10 protein-coding genes and 1 pseudogene are annotated in these 10,418 nt (G+C 63.2%); 8 read left to right on the top strand and 3 right to left on the bottom strand.

Annotation, left to right across the window (positions count from 1 at the left end; genetic code table 11):
* Positions 1-337: 337 nt before the first annotated feature.
* The 8 genes from coxB to AWB82_RS28835 all read left to right on the top strand — a co-directional run bounded on the left by coxB (position 338) and on the right by AWB82_RS28835 (position 7,915).
* A complete protein-coding gene (gene coxB / locus AWB82_RS28800) occupies positions 338-1,294 on the top strand; it encodes a cytochrome c oxidase subunit II (protein WP_086972727.1) in 957 nt (318 codons plus the stop codon).
* Positions 1,291-3,225 (top strand): cytochrome c oxidase subunit I, encoded by a 1,935-nt coding sequence (gene ctaD, locus AWB82_RS28805; protein WP_086972728.1) that lies wholly within the window; start codon positions 1,291-1,293, stop codon positions 3,223-3,225. The genes coxB and ctaD overlap by 4 nt, the downstream gene beginning before the upstream one ends.
* Positions 3,222-3,875, top strand: coding sequence for a cytochrome c oxidase subunit 3 (locus tag AWB82_RS28810; protein ID WP_086972729.1), 654 nt, complete (start codon positions 3,222-3,224; stop codon positions 3,873-3,875). The genes ctaD and AWB82_RS28810 overlap by 4 nt, the downstream gene beginning before the upstream one ends.
* Positions 3,876-3,883: 8 nt before the next feature.
* The gene (locus tag AWB82_RS28815) at positions 3,884-4,216 is read left to right on the top strand and encodes a hypothetical protein (RefSeq protein WP_086972730.1); all 333 of its coding nucleotides are present in this window, start codon (positions 3,884-3,886) and stop codon (positions 4,214-4,216) included.
* Positions 4,195-5,121, top strand: coding sequence for a cytochrome c oxidase assembly protein (locus AWB82_RS28820; RefSeq protein ID WP_086972731.1), 927 nt, complete (start codon positions 4,195-4,197; stop codon positions 5,119-5,121). Before AWB82_RS28815 ends, AWB82_RS28820 begins: the two co-directional genes overlap by 22 nt.
* Before the next feature lie 4 nt (positions 5,122-5,125).
* Positions 5,126-5,485, top strand: coding sequence for a c-type cytochrome (locus tag AWB82_RS28825; protein ID WP_086972732.1), 360 nt, complete (start codon positions 5,126-5,128; stop codon positions 5,483-5,485).
* Between the two features lie 50 nt (positions 5,486-5,535).
* Entirely contained in the window at positions 5,536-6,771 is a 1,236-nt protein-coding gene (locus tag AWB82_RS28830; protein ID WP_235023479.1) for a cytochrome c, read from the top strand.
* 268 nt (positions 6,772-7,039) lie between these two features.
* Positions 7,040-7,915, top strand: a complete 876-nt coding sequence (locus AWB82_RS28835) for a manganese catalase family protein (protein WP_086972734.1) — start codon at positions 7,040-7,042, stop codon at positions 7,913-7,915.
* Between the two features lie 161 nt (positions 7,916-8,076).
* Here the strand turns inward: AWB82_RS28835 and AWB82_RS28840 are convergent, their stop codons facing one another.
* The 3 genes and pseudogenes from AWB82_RS28840 to AWB82_RS28850 all read right to left on the bottom strand — a co-directional run.
* Entirely contained in the window at positions 8,077-8,640 is a 564-nt protein-coding gene (locus tag AWB82_RS28840; protein WP_086972740.1) for a low affinity iron permease family protein, read from the bottom strand.
* Between the two features lie 213 nt (positions 8,641-8,853).
* A pseudogene (locus AWB82_RS28845) lies at positions 8,854-10,206 on the bottom strand (glutamate decarboxylase); the annotation flags it as partial.
* Between the two features lie 19 nt (positions 10,207-10,225).
* The coding region (locus AWB82_RS28850) for a transposase (protein WP_143756905.1) at positions 10,226-10,418 on the bottom strand (193 nt) is incomplete at its 5' end.

Here is a 10,418-nt window from a genome sequence, read left to right on the forward strand (position 1 = left end):
TGCGTTCAACGCTGTTTTCGCCACAGGCGTGGCACTGACGCGCGAAGACCTGACCGCGACGGCAGACAAGGATCGACCGACCGTCGCCAAACGCGCACCAGCGCTGGCTCCGCATCCGCCGCATCGGCGTCTTTCTTCCCCTACGTTTCAGCTAAAAGCCCATCGCGCTTCCGTTCGTCCCACATGGCGCGAGCGCCACGCCCCTCGTCGCAGGCCATTCCAATCGCAAAGCCAGCGCCTCCATCGGCACGCGGATTGCTAACGCATACGCACGTCCGGCTTCTGTCCAGCGCGCCTCGCGCCGGGACGATGCATTCCAGAACCCTGATGAGCGACCATGCAGAGCGCACTGAATCCGGCGGGCATTCAGGCCAGCCGCATCCTCGACCTTTGGCATCTGACGCTGGCCGTCTGCTGCGTGGTCTTCGCGGCGATCCTGCTTGCGTGCATGATCGCGATGCTGCGCACGCCTCGCGCCAATCGCGCGACGCCCGCGGATCTCTCCGTCGTCGGACATCGCGAGCCGCGCGTGCGCTCGTGGGTCGTCGCCGCGACGGGCGTGTCCACGTTTCTGCTCTTCGGCCTCGTTCTGGCCGACGTCCTCACCGACCGCGCGCTCTCGCGCCTGCCCGTCGACAACGCGCTGCGCATCGAGATGACGGGCTATCAATGGTGGTGGCAAGTGCGCTATCCGGCCGATGGCGAATCGTCCGGCTTCACGCTCGCCAACGAACTGCACGTGCCGGTCGGACGGCCGGTGATCGTGTCGCTGAAAGCCGCCGATGTCATCCACACGTTCTGGGTGCCGAACCTGCACGGCAAGAAGGACATGATTCCCGGCCGCGACGCGACCATCGAGTTTCGCGCGGACAAGGCGGGCGTTTATCGCGGGCAATGCGCCGAATTTTGCGGCTACGAACATGCGCTGATGGCGTTCCAGGTCATCGCCGATCCGCCCGCGCAGTACGAAGCGTGGGCCGCGCGACAACGCACGCCAGCAGCGCAGACATCGGATGAAATCGCCACGCGCGGCCGCGACGTGTTCATGAACCAGGACTGCGCGCGCTGTCACACCGTGCGCGGCACCGACGCGCAAGGCACGGTTGGCCCCGACCTCACGCACGTCGCGAGCAGGCAGTTCATCGCCGCCGGCACGCTGTCGAACAATCGCGGCAATCTCGCGGGATGGATCGTCGATCCGCGCACGCTCAAACCCGGCACGGTCATGCCGCCGACGCGCCTGCCGCCCGCCGATCTGCAAGCGCTGCTCACCTGGATGGAGACGCTCAAATGAGCGACGAGCGCAACGCCAGCTATCCCGTCGACGGTCCGCATGCATCGCCCGCCGTGCGCGCTGCGCTCGCGGCGACATGGAGCGATCCGCCAGGCTTCATCGGCATGTTGAGCGCGGTCAATCACAAGACGATCGCGCGCCGCTTCATCGTGACGACGTTCGTGTTTTTCGTACTCGCTGGACTTCTCGCGCTCGCGATGCGCACGCAACTCGCGCGTCCGGACCAGCGTCTCATCGGCCCGAACCTCTACAACGAACTCTTCACGATGCACGGCACGACGATGATGTTCCTCTTCGCCGTGCCGGTGATGCAGGCGGTCGCCGCGTACCTCGTTCCGTTGATGATCGGCGCGCGCAGCATCGCGTTTCCCCGCATGAACGCCTATGCGTATTGGGTCTTCCTGTTCGGCGGACTGCTGCTGTTCGCGGCGCTCGCCGTGAACACCGCGCCGAACGCGGGCTGGTTCAGCTATGTGCCGCTCGCCGGACCCGACTATTCGCCGAACAAGGGCGCGGACATCTGGGCGCAGATGATCACCTTCACCGAGTTGTCCGGCCTGCTCGAAGCCATCGTCCTCATCACGACGATCTTCAAGTTGCGCGCGCCCGGCATGTCGCTCAATCGCATGCCGCTGTTCGTGTGGGCAACCCTCGTCACCCAGTTCATGGTGATCTTCGCGATGCCCTCGATCATGCTGTGCAGCACCGCGCTGATTCTCGACCGCCTCGTCGGCACGCATTTCTATAACCCGGCCAAGGGCGGCGACGTATTACTGTGGCAACACCTCTTCTGGTTCTTCGGCCATCCCGAGGTGTATCTGATTTTCATCCCGCCGCTCGGCTTCATCTCGTCGATCATTCCGACCTTCGCGCGCCGTCCGGTGTTCGGCTATCCGGCGATGGTGCTGTCGCTCATCGCCACCGCGTTTCTGGCGTTCGGGCTGTGGGTGCATCACATGTTCGCGACGAACATTCCCGAGTTAGGCAAGAGCTTCTTCACGGCCGCGAGTTTGATGATCGCGATTCCGTCGGCCATTCAGATCTTCTGCTGGATCGGCACGCTATGGACCGGAAAGCTCAATCTGCGCGTGCCGCTGCTGTTCGTGCTCGCGTTCTTTTTTATCCTCGTGATGGGCGGCATGACCGGCATCATGGTCGCGTCCGTGCCGCTCGACCTGCAGGTTCACGACACGTATTTCGTCGTCGCGCATCTGCATTACGTGCTGCTCGGCGGCGCGGTGTTTCCGCTCTTCGGCGCGTTCTTCTACTGGTTCCCGAAGTTCGCCGGGCGCATGCTCGGCGAGCGGCTCGGCAAGTGGCAGTTCTGGCTGTTCTTCATCGGCTTCAACGTGACCTTCTTTCCGATGCATGTGCTCGGACTCGAAGGCATGCCGCGTCGCGTATGGACGTATCCGCACGGAATGGGCTGGGACGGCATGAATCTCACGGCGACGATCGGCGCTTATATGATCGCGCTGAGCGTGCTTCTCTTTATCGTCAATGTCGTGAGGAGTCTGCGCAGCGACGAACGCGCCGCCGCCGATCCGTGGGGCGCGGGCACGCTCGAATGGAGCGTGCCGTCCCCGCCGCCGCCGCATAACTTCGATGCGATTCCGGTCGTGCATGGCCGCGATCCGCTATGGGAGCCGTCCGCGCAGCCGGCCTTCGTCGCGGGGCTCGCCGCCGACGCCCGCGAGGTGCTCGTGACGAGCGTGCTCGATGCGCAGCCGGACCATCGCCCGATTTTTCCGACGCCTTCCATCTGGCCGTTCGCGAGCGCCGTCGCGACGACGGTGCTTTTCATCGGCTCGATCTATACGCCTTGGGCGGTCGTGTGGGCGTCGCTGCCGGTCGCCGTGGCGATGATCGGCTGGTTCTGGCCGAAGCGCGGCGAGAACCGGCTGGCCGTCGCCCGGGAGCGCAGGCCATGAACGCCGATACGCGCACGGCGCGCACCCGTCCCGAAGATGGCGAAGATAGCGACACGCGCGATCTCGTGCTCGACGTGCGCGCGCTGCCGAGCTTCGCGTTCGGACACCGCAGCGTGATGTGGTGGAGCACGATGGGCCTGATGCTGATCGAAGGCACGGTATTCGCCATCGCGGTGATGATGGTCTTCTATCTGCGCACGCGCGCCCCCGCCTGGCCGATGGCCGCCGACGCGCCCGGCCTCCTCTGGGGCACGCTCAACACGGCCGTGCTGCTCGCGAGCCTGTGGCCGAACCAGCTCGCGAAAAACGCGGCGGAACGCGGCGACCGCGCGAAGGCCGCGCTATGGCTTTCCGTTTGCCTCGTGTCATCCGTCGCGTTCCTCGTCATCCGCGGATTCGAATTCGCGGCGCTGAACGTGAACTGGTACGCGAACGCATACGGCTCGGTCGTCTGGTTGCTGCTCGGCCTGCATACGACTCATCTCGTCACCGATACCGTCGATACCGCCGTGCTCGCGGTGTTGCTTTTCACCGGACCGTTCGAAGGCAAGCGCCTCGTCGACGTCAGCGAGAACGCGATCTACTGGTATTTCGTCGTGTTGAGCTGGTTGCCGATCTACGGCGTCATCTACTGGGTCTCGCGATACTGACTACGAATATGAAAACGTGGCTCGCGCTGCTTGGCGCACCGTCGATCGTGCTGGCATGTCTCAGCGTGAATTACGCGCTGGTGACGCCCGCTTGTCGCCTCGGAGGACACGCGCTGCTCGACGGCGTCAGCGGCGCGAGCTTCATCGTCTGCACGGCCGCGACGCTGCTCGCGTGGCAGCGCTGGCGCGAAACGCGCCGCTCGCCCGCGCCATCGGCCGATTCAACCGCGCGGCCCGCGCGCGCCGGGTTCATCGCTGCGGTGGCGGCCGGTGTCGGCGCGTTGTCGGTTCTGTCCGTGATCGCCATATCGATACCGCAATGGCTACTGTCCGCCTGTTGAAATGCGCGTTTCTTTGCGCGCTCCTCGCGTGTGCGGATGCCCACGCCCACGCCGCCACGACGGAGGCGTCGCCGTTCGCGTGGACGTTCGAACCGTGGGTCGTCATCGCGCTTGCCGTGAGTCTCGCGCTCTACGTCGCGGGTTACGTGCGGCTCCAGTCGCGCGGCGCGCAAGGCCGCGCCGGACGCACGGGGCGCCTCGCCGCATTCGTCGCGGGCTGGCTCGTGCTCGTCGTCGCGCTGGTGTCGCCGCTGCACGCGCTGAGCGAATGGCTCTTTTCCGCGCACATGTTGCAGCACGAGCTTTTCATGCTGGTGGCCGCGCCGCTGCTCGTGATCGGCCGGCCGCTCGCCGTATGGCTCTGGGCGTTTCCCGCCGCCGCGCGAATGCGCATCGGCGCGGCGACGCGTTCGCGCTGGATCAGGCGGCCGTGGCGCTGGCTCACGCTGCCCCTCGTCGCATGGATACTGCACGCGGCCGCCCTCTGGTGCTGGCACGCGCCGCGCTTCTTCGAGGCGGCGCTCGCGCGTCCGGGTATCCACACGCTTCAACACGCGAGCTTTCTCGCGAGCGCGCTGCTGTTCTGGTGGACGGTATTCGGCCGCGCCGCAGATGCGCACGGCGCGTCCAATGCCCACGCGATGCTTTCGCTTTTCACGACGATGGTCCATACCGGCGCGCTCGGCGCGCTGCTGACGCTCGCGCCGGGCGTCTGGTATCCGTCGTGCATCGAGACGACGCGTGCGCTCGGCTTCGATCCGTTGCAGGACCAGCAACTCGGCGGCCTCGTGATGTGGGTGCCGGGCGGCCTCGCGTACCTGACCGGCGGGCTTTTGATCGGCGCGCGCTGGCTGATGCGCCGTCCGCCGCCGCGCGTCGAGATCGGCATGTCGCGCGAGGGCTGATCTCATGCGAATCATGGAAATCGCGCTTCTGATGCTCGCGCTGACGGCCTGCACCGGCGAGCCGCCTTCATCGGACGCGATCACCGGCGGCAATCCGCGGCGTGGCCTCGAAGCAATCCAGCGCTACGGCTGCGGCGCGTGTCATCGGATCGACGGCGCGCCGGGCGCATACGGCACGGTCGGGCCGACGCTTCAGCGGATCGGCGAGCGCGCCTACATCGCGGGAAAGCTGCCGAATTCGCCCGGGAATCTGCAGCAATGGATTCGTTTCCCGCAACGCATCGTGCCTGGAAACGCGATGCCCGATCTCGACGTAAGTGAAATCGACGCACGCGATATCGCCGCTTATCTCTACCATCAATGAACCCTCTCTCACGCCTCGTTCTGTGCCTGCTGCTATGGCCCATCGCCGTCATGGCCGACGCCAACGCCGATGACGGGTCGCCGTCCGCGCAACTGATCGCGCGCGGCGCATATCTCGCGAAAGCGGCGGATTGCGCGGGATGCCACACCGCGGCTTCGAACGGCGCACCTTATGCGGGCGGCCTCGAAATGACGTCGCCGTTCGGGACCATCGTCAGCAGCAACATCACGCCGGATCGCGAGACGGGCATCGGCGCGTATAGCTACGAGGATTTCGCGAAGGCATTGCGCGAAGGCGTCGGACGGGGCGGCAAGGGTTTGTATCCCGCGATGCCCTATCCCGCTTTCGTGAAAATCACGGACGACGACATGCGCGCGCTCTACGCGTTCATGATGCACGGCGTGCCGCCCGTGAAGCATCGGCCGCCCGAAACGAAGGTGCCGTTTCCGTTCGATCAGCGCTGGGCGTTGCGCATCTGGCGGGCCGTGTTCGCGCCCAAGGAACGGTTCGAGCCGCACGCCGGTCGCGGTGCGGACTGGAATCGCGGCGCGTATCTCGTACAGTCGCTCGGGCATTGCGGTTCGTGTCACACCCCGCGCGGCATCGGGTATCAGGAACGCGGCTACGACGAGTCGTCGAAGACGTTTCTGTCCGGCGGCGTCAACGACAACTGGTTCGCACCGAACCTGCGCGCCGACGCGGGTTCGGGGCTCGGCCGCATCGCGCGGGAAGATGTCGCCGCGTTTCTCAAGACGGGGCACGGCGCGGGCATGGTTGCATACGGAAGCATGGTCCAGACGATCGAGGACAGCACGCAATATCTGAGCGACGACGATCTGCGCTCGATCGCCGTCTATCTCAAGACACTGCCCGCCACCAACGCCGCGGACGGCGCCTTCGATCCGGCGTTCGCGCAGCCGGGACGCCTGAAGACGCGCGCGCCCGACGTCCCGCCCGAGCAAGGCGCGGCTGTGTATGCGGGGTTCTGCGCGCAATGTCATCGAAACGATGGAAAGGGCGTGCCGAATGCGTTTCCGGCGCTCGCCGGCAATCCTTCGGTCATTAGCGAAGACACGACTTCGTTGATCAGGCTTGTCGTCGAAGGCGGCAACAGTCCCGCGACGATCCACGGTCCAGCACGCCAGCCGATGCCCCCATTCGCCGGACGCCTCACCGACGCGCAAATCGCGCTGGTGCTTACTTACGTGCGCGCGTCATGGGGCAACGACGCTCGCCCGGTCACGACGAACGACGTCGCCTCGTTTCGCGCCACGATTCATAAATAGCGAGAGCAGCCGAAAAGCGTGGCACACGCGTTGCTAATTCGCATTCAGGCCGATGTCACCGAACCGAATCGGGCACCGGCCCTTAATGTCACGACGCGGACTTCCCCCGCGATACGCCAGCGCGAATTCTTCGCTCTGAGACTCGCAGCAGCATGACCGTAAGCGACCTTCGAGGTCCTCTTGGTCGCTGCGAGCAAAACCGTTCTCTTTAATGATTCGCGCCGAGACCGTGAAGGGTTTCGTGCGCTCAAAAAATGGAGTCGTCCAAATGTTCGTTCATAACAAGCGTCTGCAATACACCGTCCGCGTGGGCACCCCCAATCCGGGTCTGGCCAATCTGCTGCTTGAGCAATTTGGCGGTCCGCAGGGCGAATTGGCGGCCGCCTGCCGGTACTTCACGCAAGCTGTCGGCGAAGACGATCCGGGCCGCAAGGACCTGTTGTTCGATATCGCCACCGAGGAACTCAGCCACCTCGAAGTGATCGGCTCGATCGTCGCGATGCTGAACAAGGGCGCGAAGGGGCAACTCGCGGAAGCCGTGGAGTCGGAGGCCGAGTTGTACCGGTCGCTCACGGGCGGCGGCAACGATTCGCACACCACCGCGCTGCTCTATGGCGGCGGCCCCGCGCTCACCAACTCGGCGGGCGTGCCCTGGACCGCCGCTTACATCGACACCATCGGCGAGCCGACGGCCGATCTGCGCTCCAACATCGCAGCCGAAGCACGCGCGAAGATCGTCTACGAACGTCTCATCAACGTGACGGATGATCCGGGTATCAAGGAAGCGCTGGGCTTCTTGATGACGCGTGAAATCGCGCATCAGAAGTCGTTCGAAAAGGCGCTTCACTCGATTCAGCCGAACTTCCCGCAAGGCAAGCTGCCGGGCGTGCCGGAGTTCACGAACGTCTACTTCAACATGTCGAAGGGCGACGACGCGCGCGGGCCGTGGAACGAGGGCGGCGACTGGAAGTTCGTCGAAGATCCGCAACCGGCCGTCGATGGCGGTGACGGAACGGCCACCGTGACGGTTACTGAACGGGACGTGGAAGTGCTGCAGGCGATGGCGTCGCGCACGGCTTCGGACCCGTCCGCCGACCCGACCACGGGCGCGGATCTGGGCGCGGGAAAGGCCAACGAAATGTAAGACTGACCGGCGCTGCTGCAACTTGGGGCAGCGCCGGTCGTGGCGCTATCGAGCGCCCGACATTTGATCGCTCGAAACATCCTTGCCTGCGATGAACGTTTGCCTGTGCTGACGCGTAAAAGCCGGCGTGCCGCTAACGCGTGCGCCGGCCGCTCGCGCTCTCATTGCGCGCCGACGCTTTCTTCGCTTCCATTCTTCCGCGCGTTCCTCGCGTGCGCCTTCGCGAGCCGACGCGCGATCTCCGCCGCAGCGCCGTCGTCATGAGCGGACGCTGCGTCACCCTCCTTCTCCGCGGCAAGCTGAAGATACGCGGCGGCGAGCTTGCGCAGATCGTCCTCGGTCGCGTCTTCGATACCGATCAGCTGATTGCTCGCCCCCTTGTCGGAGGCGAGCAGTTCGTTCAACTTCAGGTGCATTGCGACACTGTCCTTGTTCGCGCTTTGCTGAATGAGAAACACCATCAGAAAGGTGACGATGGTCGTGCCCGTATTGATGACCAGTTGCCAGCCCTCCGAGAACTTGAAGATAGGACCGGCCACGATCCACACGACGATGGAAATGACGGCAAGCCCGAACGCAACCGGCGAGCCCGCCCAGCGCGTCACGGTGCTGGCGAACGCATCGAACGCGCGCGCGACGGGGTGCGCCTTTGCGTAGCCCGGGCTCGACGTCGATGGGACCGTGTCCATCGGCGCGGCATCGGGAAGGGGATTTTTCAGGTTCATGGTCGTGTCTTCGATTGGCAATGAACCAATGTATCAACCGCAGCTTTCGAAGCACATACGTCCGGCGCCTTTCGGGTCCGGTTCATGCCTCCAACTCAATTCATGCCAGACTTGCTTGCCGCTCAGCGGACGAAGGATACGGCTGTATAAGTCGCGGCCCCTGGAAGGCGAAAGACCGAGGACGCAAAGGGCGCCCTCGATGCTTATATCTCCTTAGGCGTTCACTTTTACTTCGCTAATCGCGCCGTGGTTGAAGGTTGGGCCAGCGTCCGAATTCTGAACTGGATTGCGCTGCAAGTGCTCAAGAGCACGCTTGATGTCGTCCAGCAAAAGGCTGATGAGATCTCGGCTTACGCCATGACGAATAAGCACACGCTGGACAATGACTTCTTGACGATCCGAGGGAAGAGGATACGAAGCAATTTGCCATCCTCTCATGCGGACTCGTTCAGACACGTCATATAAGGTGAAGCCGTGCTCTTTTCCTTCTTTTAGCTTGTAGCACACCGCGGGGAGGCCGCCGTTTCCGTCATAGACCAATTCCAGTGATTCGATCGTCCGGATCTCTTCAGCTAGCCATTTTCCGGTATCGATGCACGCCTGTTGGATTCGCGTATATCCCTCGCGCCCGAGCCGCAAGAAATTATAGTATTGAGCGATAATCTCGCCGCCAGGGCGGCTGAAATTAAGAGCGAAGGTCGCCATATTGCCGCCCAGATAATCAACATAAAAAATGAGATCTTCCGGAAGGTCAGATCGTGAGCGCCATACGACCCAGCCGACGCCAAGGGGTGCCAGGCCATACTTATGCCCCGAGGCATTAATGGATTTGACACGCTCAATGGCAAAATCCCAGTCAAGCTCTTTTTGGACAAAGGGCGCGACGAACCCGCCACTAGCGGCGTCCACGTGAATGGGAATGTCAAGGCCGAGATCGCGCTGCATGGCGTCGAGTTCTGCCGCAAGATCTGCCACAGGCTCGTAGATACCGGTGAATGTCACACCGAGGGTCGCGACAACTCCGATTGTGTTTTCATCACAGTATTCCCGTAAGTCGGAAGGCTGCAAGCCAAGCGCGTCCCCTCGCAGAGGCACTTCACGAATCTCCACGTCAAAATAACGTGCGAATTTCTTCCAACAGACTTGGACCGGTCCGCATACGAAGTTCGGTTTGTCCGTGGGTAATCCCGCCGCTTCACGCTTTTTTTTCCAGCGCCATTTCATAGCGAGACCGCCAAGCATGCATGCTTCACTTGAACCGGTAGTCGAGCAGCCAACCGTGTCCCACGATTTTGGCGCATGCCACAAGTCTGCAATGATATGCACGCAGCGGTTTTCTATCTCTGCTGTCTGCGGATACTCGTCCTTATCGATCATGTTCTTATCGACCGAATCCGCCATTAGCCGTTGAACTTCAGGCTCTACCCAAGTTGTGCAGAATGTAGCGAGATTTTGCCGAGAGTTGCCGTCGAGCAAAAGCTCGTCGCGAACAAGGTTATAGGCGGTAGCAGGGGCGCTGGAATGTTCCGGGAGCCGGAACTTTGGCAAACTCCGCTGGGAAAAAGGGTTTGCAGAGTAAGAGGTGTTAACAGAATGACTTTTGCAGGTGTCGCCAGCATATGATGCAGCAAGCGATTTTCATGAAGGCTTCGTGGATGAAAGCGAGCCGTTCGAAGCGGATGCGCAGTCTGCGGAAGTTGTGAAGCCACGAGATGGTCCGCTCCACCACCCAGCGTGTTTTGCCTAATCCGCTACCGTGGGGCTGACCGCGCCGAGCG

Origin of the sequence: Caballeronia glebae, from assembly GCF_001545035.1 — a bacterium.
Classification (GTDB): Bacteria; Pseudomonadota; Gammaproteobacteria; order Burkholderiales; family Burkholderiaceae; genus Caballeronia; species Caballeronia glebae.